Origin of the sequence: Acinetobacter sp. CIP 102529 (assembly GCF_000368325.1) — a bacterium.
Lineage (GTDB): Bacteria > Pseudomonadota > Gammaproteobacteria > Pseudomonadales > Moraxellaceae > Acinetobacter > Acinetobacter parvus.
This window is the reverse complement of record NZ_KB849355.1, coordinates 1,261,574-1,283,624: the sequence shown is the minus strand read 5'-3', so window position 1 is coordinate 1,283,624 and position 22,051 is coordinate 1,261,574. Positions and strand designations below refer to the sequence as shown.

The following is a 22,051-nucleotide window of genomic DNA, read 5'->3' as shown; positions in this document are numbered from 1 at the left end:
ATAAATCAAGGAAAGCATAATCCCATGTCACGTCTTGCCACTCGTTTTGAACAGCTTAAATCTCAGCAACGTAAAGCGCTTGTTTCTTATGTTATGGCAGGTGACCCGCATCCACAAGTAACCGTTCCATTGCTGCATCAGATGGTTGAGGCGGGCGTTGATGTCATTGAGCTGGGGCTGCCGTTCTCAGACCCAATGGCGGATGGCCCTGTAATTGCCTTAGCTGCTGAACGTGCCCTGGCAGGTGGAACCAATACCCTTGATGCACTGGATATGGTCAAGGCCTTTCGTGAGCAGGATCAAACCACACCAGTGGTATTGATGGGATATTTAAACCCCGTTGAGGTGATTGGCTATGAAAAGTTCGTTGCCTATGCCAAAGACTGTGGTGTGGATGGCGTGCTTCTGGTGGACTTACCACCTGAAGCATCTCAGCAATTAGGTGAAGTTCTTAAAAAAAATGGAATGGATCAGATTTTCCTGCTTGCGCCAACCTCAACTGATCAGCGTATTCAGCATGTGGTCAATCAGGCAAGTGGCTTTGTTTACTACGTGTCACTAAAAGGTGTGACTGGTGCGGCAACACTGGATACTGCTGAAGCAGCAGCACGTATTGCAAAAATCAAGTCTAAGACCAGTGTACCAGTCGGTGTCGGTTTCGGAATCAGTGATGCAGCGTCTGCAAAAGCGATGGGACAGGTTGCCGATGCCGTGATTGTGGGAAGTGCTTTCGTTAAATCTTTTGCGACATTGCCAGCGGATGAGGCTGTGCAACAGACGGTGAATAAAGTGAAGGAGCTTCGAGCCGCGCTCGATGAGTTAGTATGAGTCAAGAACGATTGAGTCCAGAATCAGCAACAGGGAAAGTGCTTAGTCCCACAACACCCTGGACGGAACGTCAAGTGCCAGGGATTCAGGTTGCGGATGAACAGCAGACCTTTAAGTCAACTTTTACCGAGCCAACCATTGAATGTCCTGAATGTCATGCCTTGGTGACGCGTACAGCCATGTCATTCAACGCCTATGTGTGTCCGCAATGCGATGAACATTTGCGTATGAAAGCACGTGATCGCCTGACCTGGTTCTTCGATCAGGTCAACTCAGAGCTTGGTCAGGAATTTAGTGCCAAAGACCCGCTAAAGTTTGTGGATAGCAAGCCTTATCCAGAACGTATGCGTGAGGCGCAGGATAAAACAGGTGAATCAGAAGCACTGGTGGTGATGCAGGGCTCGCTCAAAGGCCTGAATTTGGTGGCATGCGCCTTTGAGTTTGACTTCATGGGCGGTTCAATGGGTACTGTGGTCGGCGACCGCTTTGTACAGGCAGCTGAACGAGCAATTCAGCTACACCAGCCTTTGGTGTGTTTTGCGGCTTCAGGCGGCGCACGTATGCAGGAAGGCATGCTGTCTCTGATGCAAATGGCACGTACTTCTGCGGCAATTCAGAAAATGAAAGAAGCACGCGTGCCTTATCTGGTGGTATTGACCCATCCAGTTTATGGGGGTGTAACCGCTTCCTTGGCAATGCTGGGGGATGTTCATCTGGCTGAACCGAAAGCCATGATTGGTTTCGCGGGTAAACGGGTGATTGAGCAAACGGTACGTGAAAAACTGGAAGAGCCATTCCAGCGTGCGGAATATCTGCTTGATCATGGTGTGGTCGATCAGATTGTTCATCGTCATGCGTTACGTGATACTGTATATAGACTAGTGGCTAAACTGATGAACTTACCTTGAAACTAGACGCTCCCCATTCAACAGATACACTCACAACATGGCTCGATTATTGGGGCCATGTTCATGTTACAGGCATTGATTTAGGGCTGGAGCGGGTGATTCCCATTGCTGAAAGGCTGGGCGTGATGCAGCCAAAAGCCAAGGTGTTTACAGTTGCGGGCACCAATGGCAAAGGCTCAACCACAACCACGCTGGCAGCGATTCTAAATGCACAGGGCTACAAAGTCGGGTTATATCAGTCACCCCATATTTATCGTTTTAATGAACGGGTAAAGCTGGCGGGTCATGAGGTGGATGACCAGCGTTTGGTTGATGCCTTTGTGTGTGTTGATCAGGCGCGTCGTGAGTGTGGTCTAAGTCTTTCTTTCTTTGAAGCCACCACATTGGCGGCCTTTGTTATTTTTAAGCAGCAGCAATGTGATGTCTGGGTGCTTGAGGTTGGGCTGGGTGGTCGCCTTGATGTGGTCAACGTGATTGACCCTGATATAGCGGTGATCACCAATATTGGCCTGGATCATGTGGACTGGCTGGGTGATACCATTGAAAAAATTGCCTTTGAAAAGGCGGGTATTATCCGTCCAGACATTCCCGTTGTTTTTGCAGGGCAACAGCAACTTCCACAGGCCATTCAACATAAGGTGGATGAGACAAACGCCAGCCTGTATACACTGAATCGGGATTATTTCTATCAACTGAATAATGATGGACAGAGCTGGTCATTTGCATCGTCTGGCACAACCTTAAAGCTTCCCGTGGGACAGTTGGCCTTGGACAACATCTCCACTGCCGTGGCCGCGGTACTGGTGAGTGGGATTGAAATTTCACAGCAGGCCATTGCAACAGGTATTCAGCAGGCACGTTTGCAGGGGCGTTTTGAAATTCGCCAGATACAGGATAAAACCGTTATTTTTGATGCAGGACATAACCCACACGGTGTCGAGTTTTTATTGAATCAGTTGCGAAAATTCTTAAAATACAATAAACAGTACACAGAAGTTGTCGCAGTATTTTCGATGCTGGCAGATAAGGACATCGCGTCTGTCACCGATTTACTAAAAACAACAGTAAAAGACTGGTTTATTGCTACTTTAGATGTGCCGAGGGCCGCAGCAATGCGACAGTTGCATGAGGCATTGCAGGGCCAGCAGGTCCATGAGTTTGGCAGTATCCAGCAAGCATTTGAAACTGTGCTGAAACAATGTCATAACAATCAGCTAATTTTAGTCTGTGGTTCGTTTCATACCTTGGAAGCGATCTGGGAGTATTTAGAACAATGTCAATGAATAACAAGCAACGCTGGATGGGTGGCGTTGTTCTACTTGGAGGGGGTGTTTTGTTGGCAGCATTACTTTTCAAGGGTAATGAAGAAATAGAGCAGGATAAGACCCAGACTACAGTTACTCACCCTATTCCCAAAACCGAAACCCAGCCTAAAATAGCCCAGCCAGCGCAGGAGGGGGAGATGGTCTCCTTGCAGCCTCTGGCCGTGGATGTTGAAACTGAAAAACGTTTGCTGGATGAACAGAAACGTGCACGTGAAAAGGCGGTTGCTGAACAGGAGGCCCGTGCTGCCGAGTTCCTGAAAATGCAGCAGGGGGCTGAGGCTGCGGCTGCACGTAAAGCTGCTGAAGAGTACGCTGCAATCAATGCCCGTAGAACTGCGGCGCAGGAAAGTTCAGATAATATTCCACCAGAACTGGTTGAGGACGACCAGGCTAAGGCTCAACGATTTGCTGAAGAAAAACGTAAGCTGGAAGAAAAGAAGAAAGCCGAACAGCAGAAAGTAGAGCAGCAGAAAACTGACGCTGAAAAGAAGCTAGCTGAAGACAAGCGTAAGGCGGAAGCAGATAAGAAAGCTGAGGAAGACAAGCGTAAGGCTGAGGCCGACAAGAAAGCGATCGAAGAAAAGAAACGTAAAGCTGAGGACGATGCCAGGAAAGTAGCTGAAGATAAGCGTAAAGCTGAAGTAGAGAAGAAAGCAGCGGCTGAAGAAAAACGCAAGGCTGAAGCGGATAAAAAAGCTGAGGAAGACAAGCGCAAGGCTGAAGCAGAGAAGAAAGCAGCGGCTGAAGAAAAGAAACGTAAAACTGAGGAAGATGCCAAGAAAAAGGCTGAGGCTGAAAAAGCCCGTCAGCTTCTGGAAAATGGTGACAAAAACTGGATGGTACAGGTGGCGTTGGCGGCAAACCAGGCCAACGCCGATACAGTGGTGTCCAAGTTGCGCGCCAAAGGTTATAAAGTCACCACCAGCCCGACTTCCAAGGGAATTCGGATTATGGTGGGGCCATCCAAAGATCGTGAGACTGCTGATGCCGCACGTAAAAAAATTACCTCTGATGAAAGTTTAAATATGAAATCAGCGTGGGTGATTGATTGGGTTCCACTTGATCAGCGATAACAAAAGATAAACGACTAGATCAAAGCTGGAAAGCGTCTGGTTTTGACCTTGTTACAAGTGTTCTATTTCTGCGGGCAGTGAGTACAATATGAGTAGCGGGTTTAAGATATTAGAACACTTTATATTTTCAGAGGATTCGAGTGTTAGTGCGCTTTCTGGCGCGGCTTGTGTGGGAGATGATCTCTACTTGGTTGGAGATGATGTGGGGTACTTACTCAAAACCGATCGAAAAAATAACATCAATCGTGCGACTAATTTTGAAAAAATTCCATTATTTGAACATTCTGAATATACGACTCTGAGGATGTTTAGTAAAAAAACTAAACCAGACTTTGAAGCGCTTAGCTGTATTCGCTTCGATGGACAACCTCAGTTACTAGTGATGGGTTCAGGTTCTACAGAAAATCGAAAAAAAGCATTATTGTATAATCCAGTTAATAATCAGGTTCATGTTTTACTTGATACCTCGGATTATGATTTTTTAGAACATTGTTTGGCGTTGACTGGTGGCGCTGATCTCAATATAGAAGCAGTTTGTTCAGATCAAAACAATTTATACATCTTTCAACGTGGCAATATTAATCGTTTTCATGGTGTTTTAGTCTTTGATTTAATAAAACTTCAAAATGGAAAATCATTAGAAAGTTCGCTGAAAAATTCATTTAATCTGACATTACCAGAGCTTGAAGGGGCAGCAAGTGGTATTTCTGATGCTTATTTTCTGGTGGAGAAAAATCTAATTATCGCCACCGCTGCGGTTGAGCAAACATTAAATACTTATGATGATGGCGCAGTGCTAGGCAGTTTTATTTTAATTTTCTCACCAGAGGGTAAAATTTTATATACACATTTGATTCAGGATTCGAAAGAACAAACTCTTGCTATTAAAGTAGAAGGAATTACATGGCTAGAGTCGACATCTGATGGTGAGGTATTTTTATTGGTCACGGATAGCGATGGTGGTGATTCTGAAGTTTTTAAACTATTACTTAGTAACTCTGTTTTTGCCAATTCTTCAAGTTAGTTCGTATTTCTTAGCTTACCATTCAACTTATAAAATTAGGTTTTTTAAAGCCCAATAAAAAATGCATAAAATCCAAAATTAAAGAAACAAATCTTACACCCCCAACATCTATCTCTCTAAAAATTGGATTTAATCTAAAGTGCATCTCGTAATCTAAATAGGTGCTGGATTTGAAAGTTGTTGTTGAATCCATTTTACATTTTCAGGGGTGAAAAGATGGTCAATATTTTTCCAAATGATATGATAGCCGTATCCTCCTTGTTTCATTTCTTTAACCGCATCTTCAATTGCCCAATGCTCAAAAATAATTCGATACATGGCAATGGTCGCGCCTGTGCGGTCAGAACCATGATAGCAATGCACTAAGATTTTCTGGTTTTGTTGTTTAGCAGTTTGAATAACACGCATTGCTTCTAACAAGTCTTTACGATTGATTGCCCAAGTATTGATTGGAATGTGTACCAGATTAAAAGGCTGATCTCTTAAAACCTTGGCATCTTCATTTCTTGCGCGCAGGTTGAGGACAGTGCCAATTTGATGTTTTTTCAGGAAAGGGATTAACTGGTTGCTGGGTTGTTCACTGCGAAAAACATCAGGACTGATCTGGTAAAAATTATGTGTATCTGAAATCAGTGCTCCCCAATGCTGGGGCCTTTGATGCTCCTCCAGACTTGAATGTTTCATACAACCACCTAAGCTTAGGGATGATATGAAAGTAATAGTAATCAGTATCTTATGCATATTATTGGTAACGATTGAATTCAACTGGGTCATGTGAACAAATTAACTCAATACTCGGTTCATGTTGAGCCAGATATTGTAAGTGCTTCAGATTGTGTAAACGTTGTTGGTTATCCTCAGCCAGTAATCGTTCTGTAAAGTCCAATGCTCTTAACCTGTTTTTAGGGTTGAGTTCCAAATGGGAAAAATAGGCATCTCCACAGAATAAAATCCAGCCATCCTGTTTTTTGACTGCAATCGCACTATGTCCAAGCGTATGACCGATCAGGGGAACCATCAGGATTTCATCCTGAAATAAAGGTAATCCCTTGACTTTTTGCAGATTAAACCATGCTTCACCATCAGCCTGTTCAGCAAAGTTCCAGTAACGGTGATATTTAAACTGTTCTGTTTTGTAACGATTTTTCCCTTTGAGTGATAAAGATTGAGTGGCATTAAATTCAGATGCCAATACATGCACGGTTGCATTTGGAAAATCCGAAATTCCGCCTGCATGGTCAAAGTCAAGATGTGAAACAAAAATGTGTTTTACATCATCCAGACTATAACCAAGCCGTTGAATCTGGTGGAAAGCACTCAAATGAATATCGGGCACAATCGCGCCGAATTTGGTCAGCAATGAGCCTAGACGTTGTTGAGTATGTAAATAATCTTGTGTACCCAAACCTGTATCAATCAGGACCAGCCCCCGATCAGTCTCAACCAGTAGACAGTGGCAGACTAAATGGGCTTTCCAGCCTTTTTGTCCAAACATAGGGGCGCAAACAGGGCAGAAGCTGCCACAAGTGAGATGATGGATATTGTAGATCATGGTGATTTTTGTTGTGTTTGGAGTTGAATTATTCTTATAGCCTATTGATTGGAAAATACCAAGTAGGGGACGATGGTAATCGTCCCGATAAAGAAATCATGAGATTTAAAAATAGTACCTCATCAAACGGTGGGATTGCCATCCCACCCTACTCAGGCTGTGGTGTCAGTCTTAAATAAGGTTTCACTGCTGTATAACCTTTAGGAAAGCGTTGCTTGATTTCCTCTTCATCTTTCAGGGATGGCACAATCACCACATCCTCACCCTGTTGCCAATTGGCAGGTGTTGCCACTTTATGCTTGTCAGTCAGTTGCAGTGAATCCACCACACGCAACACTTCATTAAAGTTGCGACCTGTTGAGGCAGGGTAGGTGATGATCAGGCGAACTTTCTTGTTCGGGTCAATAATCACCAGGGAACGTACCGTTAAGGTTTCGCTGGCATTTGGATGGATAAAACCATAAAGCTCAGACACCTTGCGGTCTTTATCTGCAATAATCGGGAAATTCACTGTAGTGTTCTGGGTCTCGTTAATGTCCTGAATCCAGCCCTTATGTGATTCAACATCATCCACAGACAGTGCAATTGCCCTGACGCCACGTTTTGCAAACTCATCTTTCAGCTTGGCGGTATAACCCAACTCAGTAGTACAGACAGGTGTGTAGTCTGCTGGGTGTGAAAACAGGATTCCCCAGTCATCCCCTAGAAACTCATAAAAATCAATAATGCCCTCGCTTGATTCTTGTTGGAAATTTGGGGCTATATCACCTAAACGTAAGCTCATTCTTGGTCTCCTCATTCTGCTTATCTGATGCTGTGTCTTCTTACTATGCGCCAATTTATATATGAATCAAATCATTGTTTTTTTATTTGATTATAAGTTTTTCATATATAGGCGAGGTGTTGAGGATAAAAAAATGATCAGAATTTCATAGGCAAATCGATGTAACTTAAATGCAAATTTGCTACATTAACGCTCTTTGGTTATGCCTGTCAGAATCGCCTCGCAGATTTTTTTACCTGTTTGGATGCAAAGCACTTGTAGTTCTTATTTCTGGCTCCATAATAACAACCAAGAAAAAATTAACCGACCTAGAGTTTGTTGATCTTTACGACAAACCCTATAACAAACAGGATTAGAGAGTTTATTCATGTTGGCAAGTCTGATCGGAGGTATCTTCGGTACAAAAAATGAGCGTGAGCTCAAACGCATGCGTAAAATTGTTGAACAAATCAATGCGCTGGAACCGACGATATCTGCTCTTGGCGATGCAGACCTCTCTGCAAAAACTCCAGAATTCAAACAACGTTTTCAGAACGGTGAAAGTTTAGATAAATTATTGCCTGAAGCCTTTGCGGTGTGCCGTGAGGCGGCAAAGCGTGTCATGGGCATGCGCCATTATGATGTGCAGTTGATTGGTGGTATCACCCTGCACGAAGGCAAGATTGCCGAAATGCGTACAGGTGAAGGTAAAACCCTGATGGGTACACTGGCCTGTTACCTCAATGCCTTGAGTGGTCAGGGTGTTCACGTCATTACCGTGAACGACTACTTGGCACAACGTGATGCTGAGTTAAACCGTCCTTTATTCGAATTTTTAGGTTTAAGCATTGGGGTAATTTACTCCATGCAAATGCCTGCCGAAAAGGCACAGGCCTATAATTCAGACATTACCTACGGGACCAACAACGAATTTGGTTTCGACTATCTTCGTGACAACATGGTGTTTTCTCTGCAAGAGAAAAAACAACGGGGTCTCAGCTATGCCATCATTGACGAAGTGGATTCAATCCTGATTGATGAGGCACGTACGCCGTTGATCATTTCAGGGCAGAGTGAAGACTCTTCCCATCTGTACCAGTTGATCAACAGTATTCCTCCGCAACTACGTCCACAGAAAGAAGAAAAAGTGGCTGATGGTGGACATTTCTGGGTTGATGAAAAACAGCGTTCAGTTGAAATGACTGAAATCGGTTATGAAACCGTTGAACAGGAATTGATTCGTATGGGGCTGCTGGCTGAAGGTGAAAGCCTGTATTCAGCAGCCAACCTGAATCTGGTTCACCATGTGACTGCGGCGATTCGTGCCCATTACCTTTATCAAAAGAATGTGCATTACATCATTGGCATTAATCCACAGTCACAAAAAGAAGAAGTCATCATTGTGGATGAGAGCACGGGCCGTACCATGCCTGGCCGTCGTTGGTCTGAGGGTTTGCACCAAGCAGTTGAAGCCAAAGAGAACATGGAAATCCAGCCTGAGAACCAGACGCTGGCAACCACAACATTCCAGAACTATTTCCGTCTGTATAAAAAGCTTTCAGGGATGACGGGTACTGCCGATACTGAAGCAGCGGAAATGAAAGAAATCTATGGTCTGGATGTGGTGATTATTCCAACACACCGTCCAATGGTGCGCCAGGACCACAATGACCTGATTTATTTAAACCGTAATGGTAAATACAGTGCCATTATTGAGGAAATCACCAATATCCGTCAGCAGGGTGTTGCGCCAATCCTGATTGGTACAGCCACCATTGAGGCCAGTGAAATCCTGTCTGCCAAACTGTTGCAGGCTGGGATTCACCATGAAGTATTGAACGCCAAACAGCACGAACGTGAAGCAGATATTATTGCACAGGCGGGTAGTCCAAATGCGGTGACCATTGCCACCAACATGGCGGGTCGTGGTACGGATATCTTGCTCGGCGGTAACTGGAAAGCCAAGCTGGCGAAAATTGAAAACCCAACCCCTGAAGATGAAGCACGTTTGCAGGCACAGTGGGAAAAAGACCATGAAGATGTTCTGGCATCGGGTGGTCTGCACATCATTGGTTCTGAACGTCATGAATCACGCCGTATTGATAACCAGCTACGTGGTCGTGCGGGCCGTCAGGGTGACCCTGGTGTGTCGCGTTTCTATCTGTCGCTTGAAGATGACCTGATGCGTATCTTCGCTGGTGATCGTGTGGTGGCGATGATGCGTGCAATGGGCTTACAGGAAAATGAAGCCATTGAGCACAAGATGGTGAGCCGTTCCATTGAAAATGCACAGCGCAAGGTTGAGGCACGTAACTTCGATATTCGTAAGAACCTGTTGAAGTATGATGATGTCAATAATGAACAGCGTAAGATTATCTATTCGCAGCGTGATGAGATTCTGGCGGAAAGCACACTACAGGCCTACATTGAGGAAATGCACCATGAAGTGGTGAAAGGCCTGATTGCGAACTTTATTCCACCAGAGTCGATTCATGACCAGTGGGACATAGCTGGCCTGGAAAATGCCCTGCGTACCGATTTAAGCATTGAGCTTCCTGTACAGCAATGGCTGGACCAAGACCGTCGTCTGGATGAAGAGGGGTTGATTGAGCGTATCTCTGATGAGGTGATCAGCCGTTACCGTCAGCGCCGTGAACAGATGGGTGATGAGTCGGCGGCGATGCTTGAGCGTCACTTTATGCTGAACTCACTGGATCGTCACTGGAAAGATCACCTGGCGGCGATGGACTACTTGCGTCAGGGTATCCATTTACGTGGCTATGCACAGAAAAACCCTGAGCAGGAATACAAGAAAGAGGCATTCAACCTGTTTGTGAATATGCTGGCTATTATCAAGTCTGACGTAGTCACTGATTTATCCCGTGTCCATGTACCGACCGCTGAAGAACTGGCTGAGTTAGAGGCTCAACAGCAGCGTCAGGCCGAATCAATGCGTCTTTCTTTTGAACATGATGATGTTGATGGCTTAACAGGCGAAGTGACCATTTCTGAAGAACCAGACCGTTCATTGGCAAATGCCCAGTTCGAAGTTCCAGAAAGCCGTAACGCACCATGTCCATGTGGTTCTGGTTTAAAATATAAGCAATGTCACGGTAAAATCTAGTTTTAGGCTGATTTTTAGCTGTTATGAAGAGCAGGACTTAAGTCCTGCTTTTTTTTTACGAGAAGTAACTTGAGTCACAACTGGCTTTATAGTTAGATTATTGGGATTAATATTCTTGATTGAATGTGTATGAAAAGCGGGAAAGCAATGAAAAAAACATTAAAATTTTTGATTTTGGCAAGTGTGGCAGTATCTGGTTTTGCAGTTGCGGAAGATGCACCACAAACAACCACTGTGGACAAGGTACTTGCCGCACAGGGCAACACCACAGCAGAGGCACAGGTAAAGCGTGAGGTCACCACCATTATCAGCCCACGCACAGGAATTCGTTATACCTTGGGTGATACAGGCAATCGTCCAATCGTTTTACAAACTGCGGCGATTGCGCCTGCAAACTCTGCCAATATCAACCGCATCGTGGCATCAAATCCTGCTTTGTCTGCCAAGAGTCAGGAAAAAGCCAAGATTGCCCTAATTGGTGAGGCAGCTGTTCAGGCGGCAGATATGGCAGCGCAAACCACCAGTGCCCAAACAGCTCAAACAAATCAATAACGATTGATTTTGCAATAAAAAAGAGATGCGATGACATCTCTTTTTTATTAGTTGAAACTTTATTATAAAAAGCTTGGCAGCAAGATGAGCCCGATAATCATGCCAAACAGCAGCCATTTAGATACATAGTATAGACGACGGTTACGTTGCTTTAAGCCACGACCATAATGGTGTACCGCATAGCCGTATTTAAAGATGCGGTTGATAAAGCCAGTCTTGTCCTGATCATCATTGGGCGAGCTTGCCGCAGACATGACATTGCGTCCAAACCAGTGGTTGAAACGTTGTGCCCAGCCCCATTTCATCGGACGTTCGATGTCACAGAACAGGATAATACGGGTTTGATCAGTCTGGTTATGCGCCCAATGCACATAGGTTTCATCAAAAACGGTGGCTTCACCATCTCTCCAGCTATAACGTTGCTGATCGACCTCAATGAAGCAATCATCGCTATTTGGTGTGACTAAACCTAAATGATAACGAACTGAACCTGCATAAGGATCGCGGTGTTTGCCTAAATAACTTCCTGATGGTAACTCAGTAAACATGGCAGCTTTGACAGAGGGGATACTTTCCAGTAATGCCACTGTTTTAGGACAAAGTTGCTGCGCCGATGGGTGGCTGTCCTGATACCATTTTAAGTAGAAACGTTTCCAGCCACGTTTAAAGAATGTGTTAAAACCCGCATCATTATTTTTTTCCGCTGCCTTAATCTGGCTTTGGAGTTGAATGGCTTCCTCACGAATCACCTGCCAGTTATCCTGCAGCGGCTTGAGCTCTGGGAACTGTGCCACATCAAAGAATGGTTGGTTTGGGAGTTTTGAAAAGCCAGTCATAAACATGTTTACTGGTGCCAGAAACGTGGAGTGATCAAATAATTGTCTAGAGGCTTTTAAGCGTTCTTTACCACGATAATAGGTATATAAGAAGCTGAGCAAAAATACGGCAACGATAATTACTGCGTACATAACACAATCGTCTAAAAAAATGGAAGCGGTAATTTTACCATAAAAAATATTTTGGAAAATGTTGTGATCTATTTAACGGGGAGGGCTTGGGTATTGCCCGATAAATGGTATTCCAGATGATCCAGGTTTTTTTATTTTTGGATCATCTGGAAAATGAGGTTTAAATCTGGTTATTTACATCATCATGCTTGGTTTCACGAATCAGTAAAAACGCGATTAAAGAGAGAATGGATGCCAAACTTAGATATAAACCAACAGCACCAAGACCATAATTTTCCGCTAGTTTGGTGGCGATATAAGGGGCAAAAGACGCACCAAAAATACCTGCCAAATTGAATGTCAAAGCTGAACCTGTATAGCGTACTGAGGTTGGGAAAATTTCAGAAAGTACAGTGCCAATCGGGCCATAAGTCAATCCCATGATGGAAAGGCCAATACAGAGGAACAGGAACACCAGTATTGGGTTGCCTGAACCCAGTAGTGGCGCAAAGCATAATCCGAACAGTGCGGAAAGTACGCAGACAGCAATCGAGGTATTTTTGCGGCCAAATTTTTCTGCAAAAATCGCAGACAGCGGAATAAATGCTGCAAAGCATAGCGTGGCGATCAACTGCAAGCCAAGAAAATCACCGCGCGCATAACCGAGTTGAGTGGTTCCCCAGTTCAACGCGAACACAGTGGTGAGATAGAACACCACAAAGGTACAGATTGCGGCAATGGTGCCCAGTACCAACATGGGGAAATGCTTGGTCATAACTTCCTTGAAAGGGACATTGACCTCTTTCTGCTTATTCAACACTTTCTGGAAAGCAGGGGTTTCATGCAGTTTTAAACGAATATACAAACCGACCAACACCAGAATTGCACTGGAGATAAAGGGAATCCGCCAGCCCCATGTCATAAAGGCCTGTTCCGACATAAAGGCATTCAGCAGGAGGAATGAACCTGTTGCCAGAATAAAGCCAATCGGTGCGCCAAGCTGTGGGAACATGCCATACCATGCACGTTTACCCTCTGGAGCATTTTCAGTGGCAAGTAAAACCGCACCACTCCATTCACCACCCAAGCCTAAACCTTGTCCTAAACGACATAAGGCAAGGAGTAAAGGGGCAACAATGCCAATCTGGGCATAGGTCGGCAGTAGACCAATACAGACAGTGGAAATTCCCATGGTGAGTAGGGCGGCAACCAGTGTGGCTTTACGTCCAATTCGGTCACCCAGATGTCCAAAAATCGCCGCACCAATCGGGCGGGCAATAAAAGCGATGGCAAAGGTTGCCAGTGATTTGAGTACCGCAGCACCATCACTGCTTTCTGGAAAAAATAAATGGGGGAAAATCAGGACTGCCGCTGTGGCATAGATATAAAAGTCGAAAAACTCAATCGTAGTACCCACCAGACTGGCAAATAATACCCGTACCTTTGAATTACTGGCCACTTCAGTGGTGACAGTCGTAGCGTCTGACGACATACAAAACCTTAATGTGATTTATTCAGGAAACAGTAAAACCTGTCCTGAAATTTCTTTTGAATGCGGAATTTACCCAGCAAGCTGCCTGCGATGCATGGATTTATAATACATAGCAATAGATCGCTAAAAAGTGTAAACCTGCCCCTAATAGCACAAAAACATGCCAAATTGTGTGGGTATATCTTACATTTTTTAAAGCATAAAACAATGTGCCGACCGTATAGGCCAGTCCACCTGCAATCAGGAGCTGTATTGCATCCTTGGAAAGATAGCGCTGCATGTCATCCATCACCAAAACCGCCAACCAGCCCATCACCAGATAGGCTGCCAGGGACACTCTCTGGAAACGGTGAATAAACACCAGCTTAAACAATGTTCCAATCAATGCAATGACCCAGAGAGCAATCAGTAGGTGGTGTGCCTTTGCCGTTGGAATGGCAATGCTGAGAAAGGGGGTGTAAGTCCCTGCGATTAAATAATAAATAGCAGTATGATCAAGTTTTTTATACCAATAACGTTTACGTTCGTCCTGAGCAAAGTGATACAGCATGGAACTGCTGAGCAATAACACCAGACTCAGCCCATAGACCCATAAGCTGATCCATTGTCCCAAAGGTAAACCATAGCCTTTCACAATCAGAAAAATGGTAGCAATCAATGCCAGTACAGCACCCAGGCCATGACTATAGGCATTGATCAGTTCTTCCTGTGGATCATAATCGAGTGGGGAGGTTGAAGCCATTCATAGCTCATCTGAATAAAAATACAACTGTATCGTAATGCAATTTCCCTTTTAAAGTAAGACGCTTTAGAATTTAGTTTCCATTTGTCAGGTTTTCACTATGTTTGCGCCGAAATTTTCTTTTGAACAGGAACAGCAGTTTTTCTTGGATATCCAGCAATCTATTGAAAATAAAAGCTTTGAACGACTTGTTCTTAGTCAGTACAAAGGTGAACTGGCAGATCTGGAAAAGATGACGTTTCGCATGATTGAGTTGCAGGGGCAGCCAACCTTGTCTTGCCTGTATCACCACACCACTCAAGACATCACCAAAAACTATGCAATTGCTGAGGGGCTGGAGAAAATTGCTGAGCTATTGAACCTGTCTAAACAGGCAAATTTATTTACACTCAATCAGGATATTCAACTGAAAAAAAATAAAAAGAAAGCCATGCTGAATATCCAGAAAAAACAGGCTTCATCAGCAAAAGTGGAACAGCATCAGCATAACCGTGAAAAGCAGCGTTATGTTGATCAGCACAGCTCATTTTTAATGCATCTGGGCATTACCGATGAAAAAGGGCAGATCATTCCGAGCATGGCGCGTAAGTGGAAACAGATTAATAAGTTCATTGAAATCTTTTCCAATGCCTATGAACAGATTGATGCCTCACAGCAAGAGTTGAACATTGTCGATTTTGGTTCAGGTAAGGGCTATTTAACCTTTGCCTTGTATGACTATTTGTTGGCACAACATAAAACACCACTGATTACTGGTGTTGAACTGCGTTCCAATCTGGTGGAGTTCTGCCAGAATGTAGCTGATCAGGTTGGATTTAACCATCTTGATTTTTTTGAGGGGGATGTACGCAGTTATCAACCCGCAAAGCTGGACCTGATGATTGCCCTGCATGCCTGTGACATTGCAACTGACTTTGCCATCCATACAGGAATTCGCTTAAATGCTTCCATGATTATGTGTGCGCCGTGTTGCCATAAAGAATTAAGGCCGCAACTCAAGAGTCCAGAAGTATTGCAACCCATGCTCCAGTTTGGGATTCATGCAGGCCAGCAGGCAGAAATGCTGACCGATACCCTACGGGCCTTATTGCTCAAGACCTATGGTTATGAAACCAAGGTATTTGAATTTGTGGCATTGGAACATACCAGCAAAAACAAGATGATTCTGGCAACCAAACGCAAGGATATTCAACAGCCTGACCCAAACATCATGCAGCAGATTCAGGCCTTAAAAGCCATGTATGGCATTGAAAAACAATCTCTGGAATTATTGTTGCAGGATCAAATGCCAGTCGAAAATCTGGGTTGCAAGTGTTAGGCGTGTTGAGATCGGTATGTTAAGCGTTGAAAATGGCGATTGGGATCAATTGCAGCAAGATGCCAGACTGATTCGGGAATTGGTGTTTATTGTTGAACAAAATATTCCTGAACAGGATGAGTGGGATGATCAGGATGCCATTTCACAGCATTTTGTGGTTTATGATCGTGATCAAGCTATAGCCACAGCGCGTCTATTGCAAAACAATAGTGTTGGGCGCGTGGCGGTCATCCAAAAATATCGGGGGCAGGGCATTGGACGAATGATTATGTTGGATATTATTCGCTATGCACAACAGCAACATCGTCCATTCCTCAAACTGTCATCACAGGTTCATGCCATTTCATTTTATGAAAAACTTGGTTTTGTCACGCAAGGCGATCCGTATGATGAATGTGGCATTCCCCATATTGAAATGATGATGCCACTTATACCATAAGTGTCATAGATTAATGGATTGAACTTAAACTCTATAATTTCTGGTATCAAATTTTAGGTATGCTAGCCCAATTCAATCATTCGTGGTGCTGATGTGTTTCAGTATTGCCTGTCTCAGTGGTCATGGAAGACTGTGACATTTCAGCTGCTGCCGCTGCTTTTTTTTGATTCATTGGCATATAGTCAGGCTCATTATTTATGGCTAAATAAAAAATCACCATAAAGATAAAGCTTAAAATGCAAGTGATGATCAGTGCTTTCCAACCCCACGGCGAGGTTTCAGGACATAATTTCTCAGACATAAGACAAATTTCCAAAGGACAAAAAGTAAAGCAGAATTGGTATATTTATAGCACAATTTGTGATGGATTAGACGTAATTCGATTTTCTATCAATAAATACAAAAAAACTCATACCAGTTAAAGAAACTGATATGAGTCTAAAGTGAAGAGAATGAAAAAATTATTGAATAATTTCTTTCTTCTGTGCCTTGTCTTTCAATAACTGCGGTGGATTAAAACGCTCACCATATTGAGCCGCCAATTGTTCTGAACGCTGGAGAGATTTCTCAATGCCATTCTGGTTTAGGAACTGGATTGCGCCTCCTGTCCACGGTGCGAAACCGATTCCGAAAATCGAGCCGACATTGGCATCAATCACCGATTCCAGAACATTCTCTTCATAGCAGCGTAAAGTATCGAGTGCCTGAACAAACAAGAAACGATCAATCATATCTTGTTCGGAAATATCATGGTCTTTAGTCCAGCGGCTGAGTCCATCCCATAAATGTTTTTTACCATTTTCAGGATATTCATAGAAGCCTGCACCCGCTGCCTTACCTTTACGATTCAGCTCGTGAATCATGGTGTGAACCACTTCATCTACAGGGGTTTTTGGCAAGTCTTTGCCCTCAGCCTGTAGCGCTTTGCGGGTTTCGCTTGCAACGTGTTCAGTCAGGGTTAAAGAAACTTCATCCTGAATTGCAAGAGGACCTACAGGCATACCTGCCTTGAGTGCCGCCATTTCAATCCTGGCTGGATGCACGCCTTCAGCAAGTAGGCGCATACCTTCCTGAATGAATGTACCAAACACACGGCTGGTAAAGAAGCCACGACTATCGTTCACCACGATTGGTGTCTTGGCAATTTGCTGTACAAAGTCATAGGCTTTAGCCAAAGTTTCAGCCGAAGTCTCTTTGCCCTTGATAATTTCAACCAACTGCATCTTGTCGACTGGACTAAAGAAGTGTAGGCCAATAAAGTTTTTGGTATCTTTACTTGCTGTGGCTAGACCTGTGATTGGTAAGGTAGACGTATTCGATGCAAAGATTCCTCCTTCCGCTAAATATTGTTCAGCTTCTTGAGTCACTTTGGCTTTGAGTTCCTGATTCTCAAAAACAGCTTCAATGATCAGGTCGCAGCCTTGTAGATCAGCTGCATCAGCGCTAGCAGTAATAAGCGCTAACACTTGATCACGTTTTTCTGCTGTCATACGACCTTGTGAAACACGTTTATCAAGTAACTTTTGCGAGTAAGCTTTGCCTTTCTCTGCATTTTCTACTGACACATCTTTCAATACCACAGCAATGCCTTTGATTGCGGTTGAGTAGGCAATCCCTGCACCCATCATACCTGCACCTAAAACACCGACTTTCTTCACTTGCCATTTTGCAACATCCGTAGGGCGGCTTGCACCTGACTTGATCGCATTTAGACCATGCCAGAACGTACCGATCATGTTCTTGGAAATCTGACCTACGGTAAGCTGGGTGAAGTAGCGTGATTCGATACGCAAAGCTGTATCAACATCCACCTGTGCACCCTCAACAGCCGCAGCCATGATGGCTTCAGGCGCTGGGTAACACCCTTTGGTTTTATCACGCAGCATCGCTGGTGCAATCGCCAATACCTGAGCCACCGCAGGAGTTTTTGGATCACCCCCTGGAATCTTGTAGCCTTTCACATCAAATGGTTGCTGTGCTGCTTTTGTAGAGGGCGGATTGGCTTTGACCCATGCAATTGCTTTGTCCAACAACTCTTGTTCATTCTCAGCGGTGTCATGCACCAAACCAAGCGATTTTGCCTTGTCCACGCCAAACTGCTTGCCTTCCATCAAGAATGGAAATGCATTTTGTAAGCCGAGCAGACGCACCATACGCACGATACCACCGCCACCAGGAAGTAGACCTAAAGTTACTTCTGGTAAACCAAATTTAGTTTTTGGATCATTGATGGCAATACGATAATGACAACCTAAAGCGATTTCCCAGCCGCCACCAAGCGCAGTGCCGTTTAAAGCTGCAACAACAGGCACACCTAAAGTTTCGATTGTGCGTAAGTCACCTTTGAGTTTTTCAATCATCTTGAAAAATTCAGTGGCATGTTCGGGTTTAACCTGAATCAGTTCATCCAGATCGCCGCCTGCAAAGAATGTTTTCTTGGCTGAGCGGAAAATAATACCTTTCAGGTCAGTTTCAGCTTTCAGCTTTTGACTGACTTCATCTAAAGCATCACGGAACTCTGCATTCATGGTATTGGCAGACTGACCAGATGAATCAAGTATAAGAATTACAATATTGTCAGCGTTTTTTTCGTATTTAATAGCGCTCATACATCATCGTCCTAAATTTATTTCTTAAAAACGCTGGCGAAGCAGAGCTTGCGAGGCGGAAATATTTGAAAAAAGCGCAGTTTACGAGCTGTAAATGAGCATTTTTGAAAGTGTTTCCAACGTGGCAAGATCAATGCAGCCAGTTTTTATACCAACTCAATGATGGTGGCAATCCCCATTCCACCACCGACACATAATGTTGCTAGACCGCGTTTTTTACCTTGACGCTCTAATTCATCCAGCAATGTACCTAAAATCATGGCACCTGTTGCACCCAATGGATGACCCATCGCAATCGCACCACCGTTGACATTGACTTTTTCGGCAGGAACATTCAGTTCGTTGATAAAGCGCATTACCACGGCAGCAAAGGCTTCATTCACTTCAAACAGGTCGATGTCATCAATGCTTAAGCCTGCCTTTTGCAGTGCTTTGCGAGCAGCAGGAGCAGGACCAGTCAACATAATGGTTGGATCTGTACCGACTAATGCAGTTGCAAGCACCTTGGCACGAGGTTTTAAGCCTTGCTCTTTAACTGCTTTCTCAGAAGCCAATAACACTACCGCAGCGCCATCTACGATGCCTGATGAGTTGCCTGCATGATGCACATGGTTAATTTTTTGTGCTTCAGGATATTTCTGTAATGCAACTGCATCGAAGCCCATTTGTCCCATCATTTCAAAGCTGGCGTTCAGTTTTGCCAAGCCCTCAACGGTAGTATTGCCTTTGATAAATTCATCTTTTTCTAAGATTGTTACACCTGCATGATCTTTCACAGGCACAACTGATTTATCAAAATGACCATTTGCCTGAGCGGCAGCAGCCTTTTGTTGTGAACCAACTGCAAAAGCATCCACACCTGCACGGCTATAACCATCTAAAGTCGCAATCAGGTCAGCACCCACACCTTGTGGAACAAAGGAGGACTTCAAGTTGGTTTCAGGATCAAGTGCCCACGGACCACCATCAGAACCCATTGGAATGCGTGACATTGATTCCACACCGCCAGCAACCACAACATCTTCCCAACCTGAACGAACTTTTTGTGCTGCCAAGTTCACCGCTTCTAAACCAGAAGCACAGAAACGGTTGATTTGTACGCCTGCAACATCATCATTCCAACCTGCAGCAATCGCAGCAGTTTTGGCAATATCGCCACCTTGATCACCAATCGGTGTCACACAACCGAGAACGATATCATCAACTTTAGATGTGTCGAGTTGATGGCGTTGTTGTAATTCATTCAATAATGTTGTGAGTAAAGTAATTGGTTTTACTTCATGTAATGAGCCGTCTTTTTTTCCTTTTCCGCGTGGTGTGCGAATGGCATCAATAATATAGGCCTCGCTCATAGCTGTTCCTTGTATTGCCTTAAATTAAAATCATTGTGCTTCGAGTGTACTCAATTTAAGTGGCAGTGCAATGATGATAAACGTTGGCAAGCTTGATGTTTTTCGCCAATTGGTCACTTGCCAGAAAAACGGCTTCATCAGTAAACTGGCCCATCATAACTGAAGCAAGCATTTCAGATGAAATTCATTAATATTATTGGCACTACAGGCTGTGGTAAGTCTACACTTGCCCGAAAACTGGCACAAAAACGACAATTACACTATATCGAACTGGATGATTTACTCTGGCTGGATGATTGGCAGGAATCATCAAATGAAGCCTTATTCTCCAAACTAAAAACAGCGATGAAGCATGCCACAGCGGGTTAGGTATTGGATGGTCTTTATACCCGTACCGTTCCGATGATTATGCAACAGGGGGATACCGTGATTTGGCTGGATTATCCATTTCACATCAATCTATAACGTCTGACTAAACGCACTTGGGGACGTGTCATCAGCCGAAAAAATTTGTGGGAAAATTCAAATAATCGGGAAAGTTTAAAATTGATGTTGTCTAAGGAATCAATTTTTGTCTGGTTAATCAAATGCTATCCTAAAAAACCGTAAGAAATATTTCGACCTCATGCAAAACCCAGCCTATCAGCATATTCAATTTATTCGCCTGACTTCGCCTAGACAAACTGAAGCTTTCCTAAAGCAAGTTAAGGCAGAGCAATGATAATTTGTTGACACATTAAAATAGATAGTCTGAGCTTTCAGACTATCTATAGACATTGATTTATAAATGCTGTCCGTGTAACTGACGATACAACCCTGGGGTAACACCCGTCCACTTTTTAAAGGCACGGTGAAAAGTACTAGTTTCGCTAAAGCCGACCTGTTGGGCGACATCCTCAAGGGTAAGGTTTGGCGTTAACAATAAATGAATGGCGGCATCACGGCGCAGCGCATCTTTGACACCTTGATAGCTCTTGCCTTCCGCAGCCAAACGACGACGCAAAGTTTGCGGAGAAAGATACAGCATGGAGGCCACATTATTCAGTGTCGGCATTTCCTCACCGATCTGACTTTTTAACACATCACGAATGCGCGATGTGAGCGAGTTGGTGTTCTTGAATTTTACCAGCAGTTGCGCTGGTGCAGCTTTTAAAAATTCCTCTAAGGTCTTTTCATCTTGACGGATCGGAAGATCAAGATAGTCCGCAGCAAATGTGATTTCCGTACGTGGTGCATCGAATTGCATCACAGGTGCAAAAAATAGCGCATCATATTCATCGGCGTGGTTAGGGCGTTCATAGCCAAAATGAACACGTTCCAAAGGTAGTCGACGTTCGATTAACCATGATGCAAGCCCATGCCAAATCATCAACATACTTTCCGTAATAAAATGATCAGGGTCTAAGGCTTTAGGAATATGCGGAACCAGACGCGCTTCATGCTTGTCACGTTCCAGACTCACCGACCATTCATCACCAAACAGTTTATAGAACTGGGAGGAAAGTTCGAGTGCCTGTCCAAGTGTTTTCGAATGTATGATCAATTGGCACATGATCGCAAATGTACCTAAACGACGTGGCTGGACATCAAAGCCCACATGCTCGTCCTGCGTCACCATCCACAACATTTTAACGAAACGGGTGTATTGCTCTGGGGAGATTCGGGCCTTGGGTTGGCGCAGCAATTCTGCTTCTATACCGACATGTGAAAGTAATGTTTCAACGTCCATGCCTAGGCGTTTGACACCTGTTAAAGCCGCATTCACGAAGTGGATGCTGATCGTATCACGGCTCATATTGAATCCTTCAGTTTCTTTACTATTCACGATAATTGACCTAAATAACCGTCTAAAATAAAAGGGCTTGTTAGTTGATCAGATATAGTTGCGACAATAGACATTTTTTAGATGATACAAGGCATGGCTTGTGAGATTTAGTGCCTCTAAATGAACAAGACATAACGCAGTATGAGGAACAATGTTCCGCAAGTAAAATGTCTTTGTC

At 44.1% G+C, this 22,051-nt stretch carries 19 protein-coding genes and 1 pseudogene; 10 read left to right on the top strand and 10 right to left on the bottom strand.

What is annotated here, in order from left to right; translation table 11 throughout:
• Positions 1-24 precede the first annotated feature (24 nt).
• The 5 genes from trpA (at position 25) to F972_RS11430 (ending at position 5,158) form a co-directional block, all read left to right on the top strand.
• On the top strand, positions 25-828 hold the full coding sequence (gene trpA / locus F972_RS11450) for a tryptophan synthase subunit alpha (RefSeq protein WP_004757221.1): 804 nt from the start codon (positions 25-27) through the stop codon (positions 826-828).
• A complete protein-coding gene (accD, locus tag F972_RS11445; RefSeq protein WP_004683086.1) occupies positions 825-1,736 on the top strand; it encodes an acetyl-CoA carboxylase, carboxyltransferase subunit beta in 912 nt (303 codons plus the stop codon). Before trpA ends, accD begins: the two co-directional genes overlap by 4 nt.
• Positions 1,733-3,019: a bifunctional tetrahydrofolate synthase/dihydrofolate synthase gene (gene folC / locus F972_RS11440; RefSeq protein WP_004683085.1), complete on the top strand. Its 1,287-nt coding sequence runs from the start codon at positions 1,733-1,735 to the stop codon at positions 3,017-3,019. The genes accD and folC overlap by 4 nt, the downstream gene beginning before the upstream one ends.
• Positions 3,010-4,134, top strand: coding sequence for an SPOR domain-containing protein (locus F972_RS11435; protein WP_004683084.1), 1,125 nt, complete (start codon positions 3,010-3,012; stop codon positions 4,132-4,134). Before folC ends, F972_RS11435 begins: the two co-directional genes overlap by 10 nt.
• A gap of 88 nt (positions 4,135-4,222) precedes the next feature.
• Positions 4,223-5,158 carry a DUF6929 family protein gene (locus tag F972_RS11430; RefSeq protein ID WP_004675615.1) on the top strand — a complete coding sequence of 312 codons (936 nt, stop codon included), beginning with the start codon at positions 4,223-4,225 and terminating at the stop codon, positions 5,156-5,158.
• 153 nt (positions 5,159-5,311) lie between these two features.
• Here the strand turns inward: F972_RS11430 and F972_RS11425 are convergent, their stop codons facing one another.
• From F972_RS11425 to F972_RS11415, 3 genes are all read right to left on the bottom strand, one after another.
• Positions 5,312-5,899, bottom strand: coding sequence for a dual specificity protein phosphatase family protein (locus F972_RS11425; RefSeq protein WP_171055706.1), 588 nt, complete (start codon positions 5,897-5,899; stop codon positions 5,312-5,314).
• 1 nt (position 5,900) lies between these two features.
• On the bottom strand, positions 5,901-6,710 hold the full coding sequence (locus tag F972_RS11420; protein WP_004675620.1) for an MBL fold metallo-hydrolase: 810 nt from the start codon (positions 6,708-6,710) through the stop codon (positions 5,901-5,903).
• Between the two features lie 148 nt (positions 6,711-6,858).
• Positions 6,859-7,494 carry a peroxiredoxin gene (locus F972_RS11415; RefSeq protein ID WP_004675621.1) on the bottom strand — a complete coding sequence of 212 codons (636 nt, stop codon included), beginning with the start codon at positions 7,492-7,494 and terminating at the stop codon, positions 6,859-6,861.
• 367 nt (positions 7,495-7,861) lie between these two features.
• On the opposite strand from F972_RS11415, the gene secA reads away from it, so the two are divergent.
• Together secA and F972_RS11405 are read left to right on the top strand one after the other, a co-directional pair.
• Positions 7,862-10,597, top strand: a complete 2,736-nt coding sequence (gene secA, locus F972_RS11410; protein ID WP_004683081.1) for a preprotein translocase subunit SecA — start codon at positions 7,862-7,864, stop codon at positions 10,595-10,597.
• A 147-nt stretch (positions 10,598-10,744) separates the two neighbouring features.
• On the top strand, positions 10,745-11,149 hold the full coding sequence (locus tag F972_RS11405) for a hypothetical protein (protein ID WP_004683078.1): 405 nt from the start codon (positions 10,745-10,747) through the stop codon (positions 11,147-11,149).
• A gap of 62 nt (positions 11,150-11,211) precedes the next feature.
• On the opposite strand, the gene lpxO is transcribed toward F972_RS11405, so the two are convergent.
• The 3 genes from lpxO to trhA form a co-directional block, all read right to left on the bottom strand.
• A complete protein-coding gene (lpxO, locus tag F972_RS11400) occupies positions 11,212-12,117 on the bottom strand; it encodes a lipid A hydroxylase LpxO (protein WP_004683077.1) in 906 nt (301 codons plus the stop codon).
• Positions 12,118-12,277: 160 nt separating this feature from the next.
• Positions 12,278-13,588: an MFS transporter gene (locus F972_RS11395; RefSeq protein ID WP_004769812.1), complete on the bottom strand. Its 1,311-nt coding sequence runs from the start codon at positions 13,586-13,588 to the stop codon at positions 12,278-12,280.
• A 100-nt stretch (positions 13,589-13,688) separates the two neighbouring features.
• On the bottom strand, positions 13,689-14,330 hold the full coding sequence (trhA, locus tag F972_RS11390) for a PAQR family membrane homeostasis protein TrhA (RefSeq protein ID WP_004683073.1): 642 nt from the start codon (positions 14,328-14,330) through the stop codon (positions 13,689-13,691).
• A 100-nt stretch (positions 14,331-14,430) separates the two neighbouring features.
• Here trhA and F972_RS11385 point away from each other — a divergent pair, with 100 nt between their 5' ends.
• Entirely contained in the window at positions 14,431-15,648 is a 1,218-nt protein-coding gene (locus F972_RS11385; protein ID WP_004683071.1) for a class I SAM-dependent methyltransferase, read from the top strand.
• A 16-nt stretch (positions 15,649-15,664) separates the two neighbouring features.
• Complete coding sequence (locus tag F972_RS11380) at positions 15,665-16,087, top strand: GNAT family N-acetyltransferase (RefSeq protein ID WP_004683069.1); 423 nt, start codon at positions 15,665-15,667, stop codon at positions 16,085-16,087.
• A 76-nt stretch (positions 16,088-16,163) separates the two neighbouring features.
• Here the strand turns inward: F972_RS11380 and F972_RS11375 are convergent, their stop codons facing one another.
• The 3 genes from F972_RS11375 to F972_RS11365 form a co-directional block, all read right to left on the bottom strand.
• On the bottom strand, positions 16,164-16,388 hold the full coding sequence (locus F972_RS11375) for a hypothetical protein (protein ID WP_004683067.1): 225 nt from the start codon (positions 16,386-16,388) through the stop codon (positions 16,164-16,166).
• A gap of 160 nt (positions 16,389-16,548) precedes the next feature.
• Positions 16,549-18,696, bottom strand: a complete 2,148-nt coding sequence (locus F972_RS11370) for a 3-hydroxyacyl-CoA dehydrogenase NAD-binding domain-containing protein (protein WP_004683066.1) — start codon at positions 18,694-18,696, stop codon at positions 16,549-16,551.
• 146 nt (positions 18,697-18,842) lie between these two features.
• Positions 18,843-20,048 carry an acetyl-CoA C-acetyltransferase gene (locus F972_RS11365; protein ID WP_004683064.1) on the bottom strand — a complete coding sequence of 402 codons (1,206 nt, stop codon included), beginning with the start codon at positions 20,046-20,048 and terminating at the stop codon, positions 18,843-18,845.
• A gap of 177 nt (positions 20,049-20,225) precedes the next feature.
• Between F972_RS11365 and F972_RS16330 the strand changes: the two are divergent.
• A pseudogene (locus tag F972_RS16330) lies at positions 20,226-20,769 on the top strand (AAA family ATPase).
• A 60-nt stretch (positions 20,770-20,829) separates the two neighbouring features.
• Here F972_RS16330 and F972_RS11355 read toward each other — a convergent pair.
• Positions 20,830-21,843: an AraC family transcriptional regulator gene (locus F972_RS11355; RefSeq protein ID WP_004675650.1), complete on the bottom strand. Its 1,014-nt coding sequence runs from the start codon at positions 21,841-21,843 to the stop codon at positions 20,830-20,832.
• Positions 21,844-22,051 lie beyond the last annotated feature (208 nt).